Origin of the sequence: Streptomyces sp. NBC_01788 (assembly GCF_035917575.1) — a bacterium.
Classification (GTDB): domain Bacteria; phylum Actinomycetota; class Actinomycetes; order Streptomycetales; family Streptomycetaceae; genus Streptomyces.
Window position 1 is genome coordinate 3,247,462 of record NZ_CP109090.1, and the last position, 15,478, is coordinate 3,262,939.

Annotated in this window: 12 protein-coding genes; 2 read left to right on the plus strand and 10 right to left on the minus strand. The window is 72.7% G+C overall.

Annotation, left to right across the window (positions count from 1 at the left end):
• Window positions 1–55: 55 nt before the first annotated feature.
• The 7 genes from ahcY to OIE49_RS14820 form a co-directional block, all read right to left on the minus strand.
• Complete coding sequence (gene ahcY, locus OIE49_RS14790; protein WP_326802726.1) at window positions 56–1,513, minus strand: adenosylhomocysteinase; 1,458 nt, start codon at window positions 1,511–1,513, stop codon at window positions 56–58.
• Between the two features lie 285 nt (window positions 1,514–1,798).
• Window positions 1,799–2,779 (minus strand): cation diffusion facilitator family transporter, encoded by a 981-nt coding sequence (locus tag OIE49_RS14795; RefSeq protein WP_100570976.1) that lies wholly within the window; start codon window positions 2,777–2,779, stop codon window positions 1,799–1,801.
• Between the two features lie 130 nt (window positions 2,780–2,909).
• Complete coding sequence (gene manA / locus OIE49_RS14800; protein WP_326802727.1) at window positions 2,910–4,061, minus strand: mannose-6-phosphate isomerase, class I; 1,152 nt, start codon at window positions 4,059–4,061, stop codon at window positions 2,910–2,912.
• Between the two features lie 50 nt (window positions 4,062–4,111).
• The gene (locus OIE49_RS14805) at window positions 4,112–5,239 is read right to left on the minus strand and encodes an SIS domain-containing protein (RefSeq protein ID WP_326802728.1); all 1,128 of its coding nucleotides are present in this window, start codon (window positions 5,237–5,239) and stop codon (window positions 4,112–4,114) included.
• Between the two features lie 102 nt (window positions 5,240–5,341).
• On the minus strand, window positions 5,342–5,512 hold the full coding sequence (locus OIE49_RS14810) for a Trm112 family protein (RefSeq protein ID WP_100570979.1): 171 nt from the start codon (window positions 5,510–5,512) through the stop codon (window positions 5,342–5,344).
• Between the two features lie 145 nt (window positions 5,513–5,657).
• Entirely contained in the window at window positions 5,658–7,022 is a 1,365-nt protein-coding gene (locus OIE49_RS14815) for a phosphomannomutase/phosphoglucomutase (protein WP_100570980.1), read from the minus strand.
• Window positions 7,023–7,134: 112 nt separating this feature from the next.
• Window positions 7,135–7,557, minus strand: a complete 423-nt coding sequence (locus OIE49_RS14820; RefSeq protein ID WP_100570981.1) for a DUF3499 domain-containing protein — start codon at window positions 7,555–7,557, stop codon at window positions 7,135–7,137.
• Between the two features lie 315 nt (window positions 7,558–7,872).
• Here OIE49_RS14820 and OIE49_RS14825 point away from each other — a divergent pair, with 315 nt between their 5' ends.
• A complete protein-coding gene (locus OIE49_RS14825; RefSeq protein WP_100570982.1) occupies window positions 7,873–8,322 on the plus strand; it encodes a metallopeptidase family protein in 450 nt (149 codons plus the stop codon).
• A 49-nt stretch (window positions 8,323–8,371) separates the two neighbouring features.
• Here OIE49_RS14825 and OIE49_RS14830 read toward each other — a convergent pair whose 3' ends face one another.
• The 3 genes from OIE49_RS14830 to OIE49_RS14840 form a co-directional block, all read right to left on the minus strand.
• Entirely contained in the window at window positions 8,372–9,892 is a 1,521-nt protein-coding gene (locus tag OIE49_RS14830) for a DUF5719 family protein (RefSeq protein ID WP_326802729.1), read from the minus strand.
• Window positions 9,889–13,683: a glycosyltransferase gene (locus tag OIE49_RS14835; protein WP_326802730.1), complete on the minus strand. Its 3,795-nt coding sequence runs from the start codon at window positions 13,681–13,683 to the stop codon at window positions 9,889–9,891. Before OIE49_RS14835 ends, OIE49_RS14830 begins: the two co-directional genes overlap by 4 nt.
• Window positions 13,684–13,876: 193 nt before the next feature.
• A complete protein-coding gene (locus tag OIE49_RS14840; protein WP_003975777.1) occupies window positions 13,877–14,140 on the minus strand; it encodes a WhiB family transcriptional regulator in 264 nt (87 codons plus the stop codon).
• Between the two features lie 658 nt (window positions 14,141–14,798).
• Between OIE49_RS14840 and OIE49_RS14845 the strand changes: the two genes are divergently transcribed.
• Complete coding sequence (locus OIE49_RS14845; protein ID WP_326802731.1) at window positions 14,799–15,374, plus strand: cysteine dioxygenase; 576 nt, start codon at window positions 14,799–14,801, stop codon at window positions 15,372–15,374.
• The last annotated feature ends 104 nt before the right edge of the window (window positions 15,375–15,478 follow it).

Consider the following 15,478-nt stretch of genomic DNA (forward strand, 5'->3'; position numbering starts at 1 on the left):
GCGGGGGCCTGCCTCGAAGGACCTGGCTGAGACGCGGGGTGCGGCTCGGTGGCGGTCAGTAGCGGTAGTGGTCCGACTTGTACGGGCCGTCGACCTCCACGCCGATGTACGCGGCCTGCTCGGGGCGCAGCGTGGTGAGCTTGACGCCGAGGGCGTCCAGGTGGAGGCGCGCGACCTTCTCGTCGAGGTGCTTGGGCAGCACGTAGACACCGGTCGGGTACTCGTCGGGCTTGGTGTACAGCTCGATCTGGGCCAGGGTCTGGTCCGCGAAGGAGTTGGACATCACGAACGACGGGTGGCCGGTGGCGTTGCCCAGGTTCAGCAGGCGGCCCTCGGACAGCACGATGATCTTCTTGCCGTCCGGGAAGGTCCAAGTGTGGACCTGCGGCTTGACCTCGTCCTTGACGATGCCGGGGGTCTTGGCGAGGCCGGCCATGTCGATCTCGTTGTCGAAGTGGCCGATGTTGCCGACGATGGCCTGGTGCTTCATCTTCGCCATGTCGGAGGCGAGGATGATGTCCTTGTTGCCGGTGGTGGTGACGAAGATGTCGGCCGTCTCGACGACCTCGTCCAGCGTGGTGACCTGGTAGCCGTCCATCGCCGCCTGGAGGGCGCAGATCGGGTCGATCTCGGTGATGATCACGCGGGCGCCCTGGCCGCGCAGGGACTCCGCGCAGCCCTTGCCCACGTCGCCGTAGCCGCACACGACGGCGGTCTTGCCGCCGATCAGGACGTCGGTGGCGCGGTTGATGCCGTCGACCAGGGAGTGCCGGCAGCCGTACTTGTTGTCGAACTTCGACTTGGTGACGGCGTCGTTGACGTTGATCGCCGGGAACAGGAGGGTGCCCTCGCGCTGCATCTCGTACAGGCGGTGCACGCCGGTGGTGGTCTCCTCGGTGACGCCCCGGATCTCGGAGGCCAGCTGGGTCCACTTCTGGGGGTTCTCGCCCAGGGTGCGGTTCAGCAGCTCCAGGATGACGCGGTGCTCGTCGGACTCGGCGGTGTCGGGCGAGGGGACCTTGCCGTCCTTCTCGTACTCGACGCCGTTGTGGACGAGCAGGGTGGCGTCGCCGCCGTCGTCCAGGATCATGTTCGGGCCGCCGGTGGGGCTGTCCGGCCAGGTCAGCGCCTGCTCGGTGCACCACCAGTACTCCTCGAGGGTCTCGCCCTTCCAGGCGAAGACCGGAACGCCCTGCGGGTCCTCGGGGGTGCCGTGGGGGCCGACGGCGATGGCGGCGGCCGCGTGGTCCTGGGTGGAGAAGATGTTGCAGGACGCCCAGCGGACGCGCGCGCCGAGGGCCGTCAGGGTCTCGATCAGGACGGCGGTCTGCACGGTCATGTGCAGGGAGCCGGTGACGCGGGCGCCCTTGAGCGGCTGCTTCTCGGCGTACTCCGCACGGATGGTCATGAGGCCCGGCATCTCGTGCTCGGCGAGGGAGATCTCCTTGCGGCCGAACTCGGCCAGGGACAGGTCGGCGACCTTGAAGTCCTGTCGGTTCTCGACAGTCGTCATGGGGTGCTGCTCCTCGGGGTTGGGGCGAGGTGGGTACGGCTGATCTGCGCGGCGGCGGACACAGGGGTGCCCGAAGGAGACACAGGCATGCCCGCGTGCGCGCAGCGCAATCCGTCGGAGGCCCTCTCTCCCTCGGCCGGCCCCTGCTCGGGCCGCCCGACCGCCATCAGCAGCGACGTCTGGCTCCGACCCAAGCTACACCGCGAAGCGCGGCGGCCCACAGTCCGCGTCCGGACACTCCGGGCCGTTCGCGGGCCGTCGTGATCGTCGCCGGGCCGGGCGGGATCAGTGGCCTGTGGGGTGCGGGGCGGGGCCGCCCGGGGTGGCCTCGCGGTCCGGGCCCTTGGCCGCCTCGGCCTCGCTGTAGATGTCCGGTTCCAGGTAGATGACGCGGGCGATCGGGACGGTCGCGCGGATGCGGGCCTCAGCGGCGTCGATGGCAGCGGCGACGTCGGCGGCCGTGTCGTCGTGCCGGACGGCGATCTTGGCGGCGATGAGCAGTTCCTCGGGGCCGAGGTGGAGCGTGCGCATGTGGATGACGCCGGTGACGGTGTCGCCGTCGACCATGGCGGTCTCGATCTGCCGGACCACGTCGGTGCCGGCGGCCTCACCGAGCAGCAGGGACTTGGTCTCGGCGGCCAGGACGAGGGCGATCAGTACGAGCAGGGCGCCGATGCAGACCGTGCCGATGCCGTCCCAGATGCCGTCGCCGGTGAGCAGGGAGAGACCCACACCGCCGAGGGCGAGGACGAGGCCGATCAGCGCGCCGAAGTCCTCCAGGAGCACGACCGGCAGTTCGGGTGCCTTGGCGCGGCGGATGAACTGTGGCCAGGACAGCTTGCCGCGCAGTTGGTCGGCCTCCTTGATGGCCGTGCGGAAGGAGAAGCCCTCGGCGACGATCGCGAAGAGGAGGACGCCCACCGGCCAGTACCAGTGCTCCAGTTCGTGCGGGTGCCTGATCTTCTCGATGCCCTCGTAGACGGCGAACATGCCGCCGACGGAGAACAGGACGATGGAGACGAGGAAGGCGTAGACGTACCGCTCGCGGCCGTAGCCGAAGGGGTGCTGCGGGGTCGCCTCGCGCTGGGCCCGCTTGCCGCCGATCAGCAGCAGGAACTGGTTGCCGGAATCAGCGAGGGAGTGCACGCCCTCGGCGAGCATCGAGGAGGAGCCGCTGAAGGCGAACGCCACGAACTTGGCTGCCGCGATGGCGAGGTTGGCGCCGAGTGCCGCCATGATCGCCCTGGTACCGCCTGACGCGCTCATCTGTTCGCGTGGTCCCTTCGCCGTCGTACGCCGTCGCGGCCGTGTCCCGTGCTCGGCCGGTGGGTCATTGTGGCAGCCCGGTCCGGCGGCGGTACGCGGGCGGCGGCCTCCCGGGCCGCCGCCCGGGAGGTCATACGACGACGGTGGCGCGGAACAGGGTGCCGGTGCCGGATGCCCCGGCCTTCTCGCCGGCCGGGACGAACACGGACTGCCCCGGGGTCAGTTGCTGCTCGCCGGCCCGGACGGAGCCGGTCGTGCAGAGCAGGATCTGCGGGGTGCCGAGGGTGAGGTCGACGTCGGCGGTGCCCTCGGACAGGACGTAGCGGGAGAGGCGGAACTCGTCGACGGGGGTGTCGTAGACCTCCTCGCCGTCGGGGCCGGCTTCCGGGGACATGATGCCGGGGTCGCCTGCCTCGAAGCGGACGATGCGCAGGAGTTCGGGGACGTCGACGTGCTTGGGGGTCAGGCCGCAGCGCAGGACGTTGTCGGAGTTGGCCATGATCTCCACGCCCAGGCCGTCGAGGTAGGCGTGCGGGATGCCGGCGCCGAGGAAGACCGCCTCGCCCGGCTTGAGGCGGAAGTGGTTGAGGAGCATCGCGGCCAGCACGCCCGGGTCGCCCGGGTAGTGGCGGGCGATGCCGGCGTAGGGGGCGTGGTCGCCGCCGAGGCGGGCGCAGGCGGCCGCGGCCTCGGTGACCGTCGCGGCCATCTCCTCGCGGTCGGCGGTGAGGAGCGCGGTGAGGACCTCGCGCAGGGCGGCTTCCTCGGGGCGGGTGCGCAGCACCTCGATGTACGGCTTGAGGGAGTCGACACCGAGGGCTTCGAGCAGGTCGGCGGCCCGGTTCGGCGCGCGGAAGCCGCACAGGCCGTCGAACTCGGTGAGTGCGCAGACCAGTTCGGGTTTGTGGTTGGCGTCCTTGTAGTTGCGGTGCGGGGCGTCGGCGGGGACGCCTCGGCGCTCCTCGTCGGCGTATCCCTCCTTGGCCTGCTCCAGGTCGGGGTGGACCTGGAGGGAGAGCGGGGCGCCGGCGGCGAGGATCTTGAGCAGGAAGGGCAGATTCGGGCCGAACTTCGCGACCGTCCCGGCGCCGAGTTCCTCCTCGGGGCCGGCGTCGATGACGTCGGCGAGGGTGCCGCGTGCGGTGCGCGAGGGTGCGCCCGGGTGGGCCCCCATCCACAGCTCCGCCTGGGGCTCGCCGCTCGGTTCGACACCCAGCAGGTGCGGGATGGCGGTGGTGGAACCCCAGGCGTAGGGGCGGATCGTGTTGTCGAGGCGGTCCATGCGCTTCTCTCTGCGGTTCTGGGCTGTTCTCGGCTGTTCTCAAGGACAGATCAGGTGCCGGAGGCGAGCGCCAGGTAAACGGCGGTGAAATCCGTGACGGCGATCAGTTCCGCGAGGCTCTCGATCTCGTCGCCGGGGCCCGGCTCCAGTTCGCTGATCGGCGTGTCGTGGCTGAGGGCCAGGTCCCGGGCGGCCGGGGCCGCGGTCAGGCCGCCCAGCGGGCGGTCGCGCAGCAGTACCACGCGCGCGTGCAGGGCGGGCCGTTCCTCGACGCGGTCGCGGAAGAAGTCGTCCGGGTCGGCGCTGGCGGCCAGCGGACCGGCGAGCAGCGCGGTGTGCGCGGCGAGGGCCTCGGGCAGTTCGGCGACGACCGCGGGGATGCCGGACAGTTCGGCGAGCCCGGCGGCGAAGCGGCGCCCCGCGGGTCCCGCGGAGGCGCCCTCGGTCCAGATGACCGGCAGCGCGTCGGCGAGTTCGGCGGCGAGGGTCTTGGCCGGGTTGCTGTAGGTGACGATGGCGGGTCCGCAGCGCTCGGCGATCTGGTCGAGCCGGTCGGCGACCTTCTCCAAGGCGTCGGGCGGGGCGGCGAGCAGGCCGACGCGGTCCAGGAGGGCCAGCAGCGGTGTGAGCAACGCCCACAGGACCCCCGGGGCGGATCCGGCGAGGGGTTCGTCGTGGTCGTAGGGGGCCGTGGCCATGGGGATGAACAGGCCGCGGGCGCCTTCGAGGGCCTCGGCGAGCGGGGTTCCGGCCGGGGCCACGGCGACGACCGTGCAGCCGCGCCGGTAGGCCTGCTCGGCGAGCAGGGACAGGCTCGGTTCGGTGCCGTCAGGGGTGGCGATCAGCAGCAGGTCGACGGAGCCGGCCCAGCCGGGCAGCTCCCAGCGCAGGGCGCCGGCTGCGGAGGCCACGCCCGTGGGCGCCAGCCGGGTCACGGGGCTGCCGGCGCCGGCGAGCGTGCCGAGCAGGTCGGCCGCGTGGGTGGCGGCGGCTCCGGGGCCGACGATCAGGACGGCGCGGGGGCGGCCGTCGGGCCTGAGGCCGGCCACTCCGGCCTCGGTGGCGTTCCGGGCGGCGGTCCGGACGCGGGCACCGGCCTCGGCGGCACCGCGGAGCAGTCCGCGACTGTCGGCGGCGGCGAGCCCCTCAGGGGCGTCGAGCAGCGATTCGTCGAGCATGGGCGGCAGCCTCCCGATCGGGCACCGAGCGCCTGGTCGTCTTCGTGCGGGCAGCGGAAGTCGTCCGGACGAGGCGGTGGGCCTCCTCCGGACGAGCCGGTGTCACGCCGGGCGGCGGGCCTCGTCGACCAGCAGGACGGGGATGCCGTCGCGGACGGGGTACGCCAGACCGCAGTCCTGCCCGGTGCAGACCAGCTCGGCTTCCTGCTCCTTGAGGGGGGCGTGGCAGGCCGGGCAGGCGAGGATCTCCAGGAGGCCGGCTTCGAGCGGCATGGGGTTTCCCTTCGGGCGGCGGGATGGACGCGTCGGTGCGGTCGTACGGACGTGCCTGGTCAGCGTACCGCCGGTGGCGGCGGCATGGCGGGGGCGGGCCGGGGCCCGCATGCCGCGGCCCGCCTCCACCGGGGTGAACGGTCTCTCAGCCCCGGATGATCGCGAGGGCCTCGTCGCGCACCTTGGCCATCGTCGGCTCGTCGCGGGCCTCGGCGTTCAGCCGCAGGAGCGGTTCGGTGTTGGACGGGCGGACGTTGAACCACCAGTCGGCGGCGCTGACCGTGAGACCGTCGAGTTCGTCGAGGGTGACGTCCGCGCGGCCTTCGTAGGCCGACCTGATCGCTGTGAGGCGGGCGGCCTGGTCGTCGACCGTGGAGTTGATCTCGCCGGAACCGGCATAGCGGTCGTACTGGGCGACGAGGGCGGACAGCGGGCCGTCCTGGCCGCCGAGGGCCGCGAGGACGTGCAGGGCGGCGAGCATGCCGGTGTCGGCGTTCCAGAAGTCCTTGAAGTAGTAGTGCGCGGAGTGCTCGCCGCCGAAGATCGCGCCGGTCCTCGCCATTTCGGCCTTGATGAAGGAGTGGCCCACGCGGGTGCGGGCGGGCGTGCCGCCGTTCTCCTCGACCACCTCCGGGACCGACCAGGAGGTGATGAGGTTGTGGATGATCACGCCCTTGCCGCCGTTCTTCCCCAGTTCGCGGGCGGCGACCAGTGCGGTGATCGCGGACGGGGAGACCGGCTCGCCGCGCTCGTCGATCACGAAGCAGCGGTCGGCGTCGCCGTCGAAGGCGATGCCGAGGTCGGCGCCCTCCGCGCGGACCCGCTTCTGGAGGTCGACGAGGTTGGCCGGGTCGAGGGGGTTGGCCTCGTGGTTGGGGAAGGTGCCGTCCAGTTCGAAGTACATCGGGACGAGGTCGACGGGCAGGCCGTCGAAGACGGTCGGGACGGTGTGGCCGCCCATGCCGTTGCCCGCGTCGACGACGACCTTCAGGTGGCGCAGGGAGTCCAGGTCCACGAGGGAGCGCAGGTAGGCGGCGTAGTCGTGCAGCGTGTCACGCCGGCTGATCGTCCCCTGCCGGGCGGCCGGCTCCGGGGCGCCCGAGGCGAGCCACCGCTCGACCAGTTCGCGGATGTCCGCCAGTCCGGAGTCCTGGCCGACGGGGGCCGCGCCCGCGCGGCACATCTTGATGCCGTTGTACTCGGCCGGGTTGTGCGAGGCCGTGAACATCGCGCCGGGCAGGTCCAGGGCGCCGGAGGCGTAGTAGAGCTGGTCCGTGGAGCACAGTCCGATCCCGGTGACGTCGGCGCCGTGACGGGCCGCGCCGCGGGCGAAGGCGCGGGCCAGGCCGGGCGAGGAGGGCCTCATGTCGTGGCCGGTCACGAGGGCCTCGGCGCCGGTCACCTGGGCGAAGGCCGCACCGAAGAGCTCGGCCAGCGACTCGTCCCACTGATCCGGGACCACCCCGCGTACGTCGTACGCCTTCACGATCTGCGACAGATCAGCAGCCACGGCAAGCCCTTCTGAGGTCCTATCGGTCACCACAAACTACCGTCGGTGCGCGAACACGAGGCAGCGAAGGCGCGGGGCACGGGTGACGGAAGGAGTGCGCGGCCGGACGCGGTCAGTTGTCGGGCGAGCGCAGCACGCGCAGGTGGCCGCGGCGAGCGACCTCCATCGGGTCCGCGGTACGCGCTCCGCCACCGGCCTCGGCCGCCCGTTCCTGGGGCCTGGCGGCCTCGCGCACGGCGTTGGCAAGCGCTTCCAGATCGTCGCCACTGGGCCGCGCGGGAGCCGAGCCGTCGAGGAGCCGGACGACCTCCCAGCCGCGCGGGGCGGTGAGGCGCTCGGAGTGTTCGGCGCACAGGTCGTAGCAGTGGGGTTCGGCGTAGGTCGCGAGCGGGCCGAGGACAGCGGTCGAGTCGGCGTAGACGTACGTCAGCGTCGCTACGGCGGGACGGCCGCAAGCGGTGCGCGAACAGCGACGTACAAGGCTCACGACGTTGGACGGTACCGCACTCTTGAGCGGGCCGCGACGACTCTCCACCAGGCCACTCCACCGTGTCGCGGCATGAAACGTCCCGGAAGCGCCTTCTGTCACACTTCCCTGACCTGCGCGAACGCTGCCTGACGGGACCTCGGGCAAGTCACATCCGGTCACGACCGGGTACAAAATCAGTCAATTACCTTGATATTGACGGTCCCGTAGAGATATGGAATCGAGCCCCAGCTTGGCTGAAATGCTCACTGTCACGCAGGCCGTGACGCGGCGTCGGGCGCGGTGTCCGGGATGGCGCGCGATGTCCGGGATGACGCGTGGAGCCGGGCGCGCGGGGACGCCGGGGACTACCCTTCAGCAGTGATGGACAACCGTGTACCGCCCCGTGCCGCCGGCCCCGGGCCCCGACGACGTGATCGCCACGGCCGGGGCATGCGCGGCCCGATCGCCCCGCCGCAGGTGCCCCTCGCCGCGAGCCGTGCCGAGGCGTTCGCGGATCTGGTGCAGGACTCCGTGGACCGGCTGGAGCGGCGCTGGCCGCAACTGGCCGACATCGACTTCTTCGTGGTGGAGGTGCCGCGGCTGGACGGGCCGGGGCAGGCGTGGAGCGACGAGGTGGTGCCGCTCGGGGGTACGGTCGCGTCGCGCGAGGGCCGACGCGCGCGCGTGGTGGTCTACCGGCGGCCGGTGGAGATCCGCACCAAGGGCCGCGACGAGCGGGCCGCCCTGGTGCACGAGGTCGTGGTCGAACAGGTGGCCGAGCTGCTGGGGCTGACCCCGGAGACGGTCGACCCCCGGTACGGCGAGGACTGACCGCCCCGCCGCGACGAGGAGCGCCCCTGCCCGCCGGGGGCCGCCCGGCTCACTTCTGCAGCACCGACAGGTCCTGCTCCGCGTGCGGCACCGCCACCATCCCCCGGTCGTCCGGCAGCGTCTGGATCGTGAAGCCGGAGCTGCCCTCCCGCGACGCCGTGAGGGTGCGCGCCCCGTAGACCGGGCCGCCGGAGACCCGCTCCACCGTGACCGCGTACGTCCCCTTCAGACCGGACGGCACCGGCGGGACGATGTCCTGGGTCGTCCCCTCCTTGATCGTGTAGGTCTTCGACACGGCCGTGCCGCCGCCGCTGCCCGCCGACGCGGTGACCTTGACCTCCGCGGTGGCGGTGGGAGCCGTCAGCGACAGCGTCGAGCCCTTGGCGCTGTTGTCCGGCGAGGTCGCCCGGGTCACGACCGGGCCGGTCGCCGGGATGAACGCCGTCTCCTGCCGGTCGCCCTTGCCCCGCAGGATCCGCAGCGCCGCGACCACGGGCACCGACCGCGAGGTCGGGGTCAGCACCAGCGAGCCCGCCTCCTCGCGCGTGACCTCACCGAGCTCGACGACGGTCGTCGTCCCGCCCTTGAGGTGGACCGTCTCGTGCCCCGCGGGCGTGATCAGCCCGGACGGGGAGGCGAGGCGCACCGTCAGGTCGGCGTCGGAGTCGGCGGGCGTGAAGGCGACCAGCCTTACGTCCGTGGCGTCCTTGGGGATGCCCGGGAGCACCAGGCTGCCCGCCGGGTCGGCCGAGGCCGCCAGCCAGTCCCCGCCCAGACTGTTGTCGAGGGACTGCACCGCCGCCCCGACCCGGCCGCTGCGCACGCTCACGTGCACGGTGAGGTCCTGCTGCGGGGAATCGGCGAGCGTGGAGAGCAGGACCGGCTCGCTGGAGTGCGCCGGAACGGTGATGCCCTCGCCGGCGGGCGACTTCACGACGCCCTCCGTGCCGTAGAGCTGGATGTCGACGACGGCCGGGGAGTCGTCCGGGTTGGTGAGGTGGATGTAGTCGGACCTGCCGGCGGCCGTGCTGGCGCCGGGGAACCAGAACTGTGTGTCCGGCGGGGTGCAGGTCACGCCCAGGAGGCCGCGGCCGGCGCCCACGGTGACCTCGGTGGTCTGCTGCACCGTCCAGCCGGGTGCGAACTTGCCCTCGGCCGTGCCGATCAGCGCGGTCCCGTCCCCGCCCGAGATGTCGGCGGTGACGGGGGTGCCGGGCTCCTTGGGCTCCAGGACGGACTTGGCGGTCTTGTTCTTTCCGCCGTCCTTGGTCCCGCCCTTGGCCGTGCCCTTCCCGGCGCCCGTGTCCGACGCCTCGGCGGCGGGCAGCAACTGGGCCTTGCCCGTGCTGCCGGTGCCCGTGGTCACGGGGGTGAAGGACGCGTACGTGGTGTCGGCTATGTCCGAGGTGCTCGGCGCCGGGCACACCAGGGTGGTGCGCTCGACCGGCAGTTGCGCGGCCGCCGTGGCGGTGCCGGCGCCCGTGGCCTCCGGCGTCTCCAGCGCGGCGAATCCGGTGACGGCGGCGAGCGCGGTCACGCCGGCGATCAGGGACAGGGTCGTGCGGTTCACTGCTGGCTCCCGTCGGGGCGCTCATTGCCGTTGCCGTGCGGGTGATGCTGAGCCGGGTCGTACGGCTCCTCGTATCCCTGGTGATACGTCGTCTGGTCGTACGGCGCCGCCGGCGTCCGGCCGTCGTAGCCGTACGGGTCGTACTGGGTGCCCGGGTACGGGTCGGCCTGGTACGCCTGGTCGTAGCCGCCCGCCGGGTACTGCTGGGGCTGGGCGCCCTGGTACTGGCCGTCGTCCTGGTACTGGTTGTCGCCGTAGGCGCCGTACTCGGCCGTGGCTCCCGCGTAGGCGGTGGTGTCCCACTCGTCGTAGGCCTGCTGGTGCGGGACGGCGGCGGGTGCCTCGTCCGGGGCGGCAGGCGGCACGGTGCCCGGTTCCGGCGCGAACTCCGCCTTTCCGGGCTCCTGCTGCCCGGGCTCCTCCGGACCGAACCCCTCGTGACCGGCCTCGTCCTGTCCGGCCTCCTCGGCCTCGGCCTGGGCCCGGAGCCTTCGGGCCCGGCGGCCCTCTCCGGCGACGGCCTCGGCGGGAACGAGCTCCTCCTCGGGCAGGTCGTCGTCGACGTCACGGCGCCTGCCGGGCAGGGCGAGCACGACGAGGACGACGGCGAGGGCACCCTGGGCCCACAGCCAGGCGGTGTGGGCGAACGGGTCCTCGAAGGTGACGTCCAGCTTGCCGCCGGAGGCGGGCAGCTGGAAGCCCTGGGCCCAGCCGTCGACGGTGGTGCGAGTGAGCGGCTTGCCGTCCAGGGTGGCCGTCCAGCCCGCGTCGGCGGAGTCGGCCAGGCGCAGCACGCGGCCCTCGGCCCCGGACGGGATGGTGGTGTGGATCTCGACGGGTCCCGCGGCGACGGGTTCGGCGGTGCCCGAGCCCGAGGCGGACACGACGGCGGCGCGCGAGACCTCCCGGTTCACCCGCCACAGGGCGCTGCCGTCCTGCTGGCTGAGCCGGGTGAGGCCGGGCGTGGCGTCCAGGACACGGCTGACGTCGCGGGGCGCGCCCTTGTGGACCAGGACGTAGCGCACGGCGTAGCCGCCGAGCTGGCCGGCCTGGTCGGCGCCGGAGCCGGCGACCAGGTTGGCGACGACCTTGTCCAGCTGCTGGTTCGCGCCGTTCACCGCGGCGAGTTCGGCGTCGCCCATGCGGGCGCCGGAACCGCGTACGAGCATGTAGCCGACGTGTGCGGGCGAGTCGCTGTCGAGGACCAGGGTGCGGGCCTGGTCGCGGGTGGCGCTCTCCTCGGCGACGAACGCGGGCACCTGCACGGGGTCGCGCCGCTCCACCGGGCCGTCGGCGCCGCCGATCATCCAGCCGGCGGCGACGAGCAGGGGTCCGGCGGCCGAGGCGAAGGCGATGAGCGCGGCGACCGGCTGGCGCCAGCCGAAGCTCTGCTCGGCCACGCGGGCGCGTGCCCCGTCGGCGCCGATCACGGCGGCGGCGAGGAGGGCGAGGCCGTAGACGAGGGTGGCCGGGCCGGCCCAGGTGGAGCCGTTGGACAGCACGGCGAAGACGAGCGCCACCAGGGCGACCGCCCAGGCCGTCCAGATCGCGAACTGGCGCTCGGAGCGCAGCAGGGCGGCCAGCGCGGCCAGGACGATGCCGATGAGCATCAGCCCGTGCATGGTGCCGGGGCCGCCGGGACCGGCGCCGAGCAGGTCGAGCGCGGAGGCTGCCGAGGCGCCGTACTCCAGGCCGGCCTCGTGGAAGAAGCCGAACGGCAGCAGCGACAGCGACCAGGGCGCGAGGACCAGCAGCGGGGTGCCCAACTGGGCCAGGAAGCGCAGCCCGTGGGCCACGATGTCGTCGCGGCGGACGACCAGCACGCCGAGGCCGAGCAGCAGCGCGATGGGCCACACGATCGGCGTGAACGCGGTGGTGATGGTCAGCAGCAGGGCGTACGCCCAGGTGGCGCGCCAACTGCCGCGGGCGCCGGGGGCTTTGGCGAGGCCGCCGGCCGCGACGCCCGCTCGGGCGATCAGCGGCAGCAGCACGGCCAGCACGGCGGTGCCGATGCGGCCGCCGGCCAGCGCGCCGGTGGTGGCGGGCAGGAAGGCGTAGGCGACGGCGGCCCAGGCGCGCAGCAGACGGGAGGGGACCAGCGGGCGGGAGGCGAAGTACGCCGTGAACCCGGCCAGTGGGACCGATCCGACCAGCAGGACGGTGACCGCGAGTCCGCTCGAGCCGAGCAGCAGGGAGGCGAGCATCGCGACCATCGCCAGGTACGGCGGCGCGGACGGGGTGCCGCCCGCGCCCACCGGGTGCCAGGAGTCGAGGTAGCGCGACCACAGTTCGGCGGAGTCGGCGGGTGCGGGCATCAGGGCCCCGCCCGCGAGCGCGCCGCCGCCGAGCAGGCCGCGGCAGGCGGCCAGGGAGGCGAGCAGCAGCACCAGGAAGAGCACCGGGCCGGGTTTGCGGGCGATGCGCTTGAGGCGGGCGAACTGCTCGACCTCGAGGAAGTCGGCGTCGTCGCCGCCGGGCCCCGACTCGATCGCGCTACCGTGCCGGCCGGCCGCGGACGCCTCGGCGTCGGAGCCGCCCACGAAGTTGCCGGCCACCTGTTCCACCGTGGCGCGGATGGTGGCACCCGGCGGCGGGAGCAGCGCCCGCAGCTCGCCCTTGTCGATCTGCGGCCTGCCGCGTCTGCCGCGGCCCGCGATGATCCGCTCGGGCCGGAACAGGACGCTCATCAGGCCGCGGATCTCGTCCACCGCCTGTCCCGGGACCTTGCCGACGAGGTAGGCGACGGTCCGCAGCAAGGTGCCAAGGACGAGCCGCAGCAGGACCCAGGGCAGTGCCGCCGTACGGACGTTGACGAGCAGGGTGTAGACGGCGCCGGCCTTGTCGACCTTGTGCGGGGAGGCGGCGGTGCGGCCGGCGCAGTCGACGGTGCGTCGCTCCCGGGAGGCCGCCTCGGCGTGCCGTACGACGGCTTCGGGGGCGACCAGGACACGGTGGCCGGCGGAGATGGCACGCCAGCACAGGTCGACGTCGTCGCGCATCAGGGGGATCCGGCGGTCGAACCCGCCCAGTTCCTCGAAGATGTCACGCCGGATCAGCATTCCGGCGGTGGACACCGACAGCACGGGCCGTACGTGGTCGTGCTGTCCCTGGTCCTGCTCGCGCCGGTCGAGTCCGGTCCAACGGCGGCCGGAGTTGGCGATGCTGACGCCCACTTCGAGGAGCTGCCTGCGGTCGTACCAGCCGCGCAGCTTGGGGCCGACGACGGCCACGTCGTCGCGACCGAGTTCGTACTCGTTGTCCACGACGCGCAGCAGCTCGGCCAGGGCGTCGGGTTCGGGTGCGCAGTCGTCGTGCAGCAGCCACAGCCACTGCACCGGCTCCCCGTGGGGCAGTTCGGGCAGGTCGTAGGCGTCGTCGCGCCAGGTGCGCGTGACGGGGTCCCAGCTGCTGGGGCGCTTGAGGTAAGGCAGGTCGTCCGGGGTGAGGACCGGGGCGCCGTGGAGGGCCTCCTCGACGGCCTGTCCGAAGCCGGTGCGCCTGGCGAGGTGCACGACGCGGTCGGGGCCGAGGGCGTCGGTGACCACCTGGGCGGACTCGTCCCCGCTGCCGGTGTCGGCGGCCACGGCGTACTGGACGGGGCGCTCCTGGCCGAGCAGGCCGGCGAGCGCGTCGGGCAGCCAGCGGGCGCCGTCGTGGGAGACGAGCACGGCGGTGACGACGTGGCGCGGGTACTCCGGTGTGCCGGTCTGGTCGGACACCGTCGCGCGCGCCAGGTCGGGCGCTGGGGCAGCGCCGTCGTAGTGGGCTGCCGTATGGCTGTGCACGGACATCGAGATACGGGCCCCGGTTCGGTGGTCTGCGGTGGACGCCCGCGCCCGCTGGGTGCAGGGGGGCGTGTCGGACGAGCGACCACACTATCGGCTGGCCAACAGGGCGGCCCGCCGCCTGTGGATAACCCACCTGCGACGGGCCGTTCGTGACGTTTTTCGGGGGAAGCGAGCGGAGCCTGCGGTGGTCCGGCGGTCAGACGGCGGCCTTCTTCAGCCGGCGGCGCTCCCGCTCGGACAGGCCTCCCCAGATGCCGAAGCGCTCGTCGTTGGCGAGGGCGTACTCGAGGCACTCGGAGCGGACCTCGCAGGCGAGGCAGACCTTCTTGGCCTCGCGGGTCGAGCCGCCCTTCTCGGGGAAGAAGGACTCGGGGTCGGTCTGGGCGCACAGCGCGCGCTCCTGCCAGCCGAGCTCCTCGTCCGCGTCGTCGACCAGCAGTTGCTGCACCAGCTCGGTCATGTGCGCCCCTCGTCTGTCTTTCGCGTCCCCGTGATGCAGCCGTTATCTGTCCGGCTGAACGACACGAGTGAAATTACAAGTGTGCTGCTCCGGGCGAGTCAAGCCGAGATCTGCTATTGAGCCCCTTATTCACTCTGCGGAACCAAGGCCATGCGGAAAGTGTTCAAATCGGGATAAACCCTGACACGCCGCCGAGGCCCCGAGGGTCTCGCACCCCGCGCGGAGCCCGCACAGGGAAGGACGACCCGGACTTCGATCTCGTTCCGGCACATGCACCGAAGCGACCCGGATCACGGTCTGATCACGGGATCGTAACGGGGCTTGCGCGCCCGGCATGGACGCCATGTGTCCCGGTGGCCCCACGAGCAAACCTTTCACCTGTGAGATGAACCGGATGAGGTGAAACATGTCCCACATTCCGGGCGTCAGGTTGACAGTGAAGGTGTGAGCCGCTGTCCTTGAGGGCATGCTCGCGAACTCGGTACTCACCACGACCCGCACCGCCGGGTCCCGCGGTGCTGCCCACGTTCGCCACAGCTGTCGCTGTTGCGGCTGTTGAGCCCCACGCGCGCACGCGTGCTCCAGCCGTCGTCCGGCCCTTCGCGGCCGGGCCCCCGTTCCCTCTGACCTTCTTTCACCGAGGAACCACCCCACCCTCATGAACAGCGACAGCGACCTCCAGATCGCCGGCGACATCCTCGAAGTCCCGCACCTGCTCCAGTCCCCCCGCGAACACCCCTCGACCGTGGCCGAGTTCGTCGGACTGGCCCGCTCCATCGCCGCCGACCGCGCCCAGTGGGCGCACCTCGTCCGCTACGACGCGACGACCCGCTGGTACCACCGGCTGCGCACCGGCCCGGGCTACGAGGTGTGGCTGCTGTCCTGGGTGCCCGGACAGGGCAGCGGACCGCACGACCACGGTCCCTCCTCCGGCGTGCTCACGGTCCTGGAGGGCGAGCTGACCGAGCGCACCGCGCGGGCCACCCGCACGTTGGGCGCGGGGGCGGTGGGGGTCCCCCCGCTCGAGCGAAGCCGAGAGTGGGGGAGGGTGTTCGCGCCCGGCTACGTGCACGAGGTCGTCAACGACACGCTGGAGCCGGCGGTCAGCCTGCACGTGTACTTCCCCGGTCTGACCGAGATGCCCATGCACCCCCGGTCCTCGACCGGGGCGGCCCACTCCGCCGCCCGGTGCGCGGGTGCCTTCCCCGACCCGGCGGGCGCGACCAGCGCCTGAGCCGCCCGCGCGGGGGCATGCCCCTGGTCCACGGGCCGCCGCGCGTCGGCTTCCTCGTCCACAGACCGCGGACCTGTCCCTTGTCCACAGGCCGCCACGCGTCG

What these genes read in the sequence shown, in the direction of transcription:
- ahcY (WP_326802726.1), bottom strand. Translation starts at nt 1,513, where the DNA reads ATGACGACTGTCGAGAACCGACAGGACTTCAAGGTCGCCGACCTGTCC.
- OIE49_RS14795 (WP_100570976.1), bottom strand. Translation starts at nt 2,779, where the DNA reads ATGAGCGCGTCAGGCGGTACCAGGGCGATCATGGCGGCACTCGGCGCC.
- manA (WP_326802727.1), bottom strand. Translation starts at nt 4,061, where the DNA reads ATGGACCGCCTCGACAACACGATCCGCCCCTACGCCTGGGGTTCCACC.
- OIE49_RS14805 (WP_326802728.1), bottom strand. Translation starts at nt 5,239, where the DNA reads ATGCTCGACGAATCGCTGCTCGACGCCCCTGAGGGGCTCGCCGCCGCC.
- OIE49_RS14810 (WP_100570979.1), bottom strand. Translation starts at nt 5,512, where the DNA reads ATGCCGCTCGAAGCCGGCCTCCTGGAGATCCTCGCCTGCCCGGCCTGC.
- OIE49_RS14825 (WP_100570982.1), top strand. Translation starts at nt 7,873, where the DNA reads ATGGACAACCGTGTACCGCCCCGTGCCGCCGGCCCCGGGCCCCGACGA.
- OIE49_RS14835 (WP_326802730.1), bottom strand. Translation starts at nt 13,683, where the DNA reads ATGTCCGTGCACAGCCATACGGCAGCCCACTACGACGGCGCTGCCCCA.
- OIE49_RS14840 (WP_003975777.1), bottom strand. Translation starts at nt 14,140, where the DNA reads ATGACCGAGCTGGTGCAGCAACTGCTGGTCGACGACGCGGACGAGGAG.
- OIE49_RS14845 (WP_326802731.1), top strand. Translation starts at nt 14,799, where the DNA reads ATGAACAGCGACAGCGACCTCCAGATCGCCGGCGACATCCTCGAAGTC.